The 1,629-nt window shown below is 69.5% G+C and carries 3 protein-coding genes; all 3 read left to right on the forward strand.

The window, feature by feature from the left end:
- Window positions 1–61: 61 nt before the first annotated feature.
- Window positions 62–514 carry a hypothetical protein gene (locus tag GA0115259_RS35495; RefSeq protein WP_093604491.1) on the forward strand — a complete coding sequence of 151 codons (453 nt, stop codon included), beginning with the start codon at window positions 62–64 and terminating at the stop codon, window positions 512–514.
- A gap of 307 nt (window positions 515–821) precedes the next feature.
- Window positions 822–1,328: a DUF5949 family protein gene (locus tag GA0115259_RS35500; protein ID WP_176732772.1), complete on the forward strand. Its 507-nt coding sequence runs from the start codon at window positions 822–824 to the stop codon at window positions 1,326–1,328.
- 15 nt (window positions 1,329–1,343) lie between these two features.
- A partial coding sequence (locus GA0115259_RS35505) for a vitamin K epoxide reductase family protein (protein WP_272921268.1) occupies window positions 1,344–1,629 on the forward strand: 286 nt, incomplete at its 3' end.

Raw genomic sequence — 1,629 nt, forward strand, 5'->3', positions numbered from 1 at the left:
GGCCCGGCCGGCGCGGTCGGCGCGACGGGCTGATGAGACAGCCGGAAAGGGAGGGAGTCCCATGGGCGAGGGCCCGCAGGTGAACGAAGGCATTGTGCTGAGCGGGAACGCGCAGGTGCGTAACAGCGCCCTGGCGGCGGGCCGAGGAGCGACGGCGACCACGCACAACACAGGCGCGGACGCGGCCACCGTGAGCGCCGAGGCCGTACGGGCGGCGCTGGAGACGATCGCCGAGCTGAAGCGCCGTCTGGGCGAGCCGGCTCCGGGCGCGGGTACAGGCGGTACGGGTACGGGCGCGGGCGCGGCGGCGGACGTGGAGCTCTCCGCCGAGCGGAGGCAGGAGGCCAGGGCGGCGGCGGACGCGCTGGAGGAGGAGCTCGCGGCCGGTGAGGTGGACCAGGAGCGTGTCGCCGGGCGCCTGGAGCGGCTGCGTACCGCCGTGGGCAACGCGACGGCGCTGCTCGGCCTGGTGGCCTCCGCGCAGGAGAGCATCCGGGCGATCGCGGGCGGCTGATCACGGTTCGCTGACCGTGGGCCGCTGATGAACGGCGGCTTCACGGACGGGCCGGGCCGGCCGGTTCCGTACGGGCCCGGCCCGTCCCGTACGGAACCGGCCGGGCAGGCACACAGGCTGTCATCCGCAGGGACGGCCGCCACGGACCGGCCGGCTCCGTACGGGCCGGCTCCGCCCGGAGATATCGATAAGTCTCGTACTGAGGAACGAAATTGATGAGGTAATGGCCCGAAGAAGCCACCGTATTCGCCCACTTGGGTGACGCGGACTCACGGAATTTCTCCACGGGCCACTACTGTGCCGGAACATGACCTCTGCCAATACCGCGTCGGGCCGCGCCCAATATGCGGCTCTTCTGGGCACCCTCTCGGTGATTCCCTGGACCAGCGATCCCTCCAGCAGCGAGCGCAACGCGCCTTTTCTGCTTGCCTATTCGCTCGGTGACGGCCGTGGCGGTCCTGAGGCCGGAGAAGAGGCGATGCGCGCGGTTCTCCATGAGGTCGGGCTGGATCCCGGTGGCGATCTGGTCGATGTCGCGGACGCGCCCCATGTCTCGATCAAGCTGTTGGTGGAGGCCGGGCGGGCCGTTCTGACGATGCCGTATCTGAACGCGCAGTGCCCTGTCCCGCCGGAATGGGAGCGGGACGCGCGGCAGCACGGACAGGTCTATTTCCTGGTCGCCACTCGTCCCTGGGCGGACGGTACGCCGGGCAGGCCGATGACCGAGGAGCGGTTGCGTGCCTTTGTCGGAGACGCGGACACGCTCGCGGGCGCCGCGCACTGTCTCGTACCGATCAGCAGTCTGCGCGGCTGAGGCGGAGCGGGCATCATGACGACTGTATTGGCCCGTGGCCATGGCTCGTCGGTCGAGGAGACGGCCGACAGTGCCGACGAGGTATGGGGCGGCACCCGGGCGTTCGCGCTGTTGCTGGTGATCACCGGTGGTGCGGGACTGCTGGCCGCATGGGTCATCACTCTGGACAAGTTCAAGTTGCTCGAAGACCCGAACTTCACGCCGGGATGCAGTCTCAATCCCGTGGTCTCCTGCGGCAACATCATGAAGAGCGAGCAGGCGTCGGTCTTCGGCTTCCCGAATCCGATGCTCGGGCTGGTGA

This window comes from Streptomyces sp. MnatMP-M17, assembly GCF_900091995.1.
In the GTDB taxonomy this organism is placed as follows: domain Bacteria; phylum Actinomycetota; class Actinomycetes; order Streptomycetales; family Streptomycetaceae; genus Streptomyces.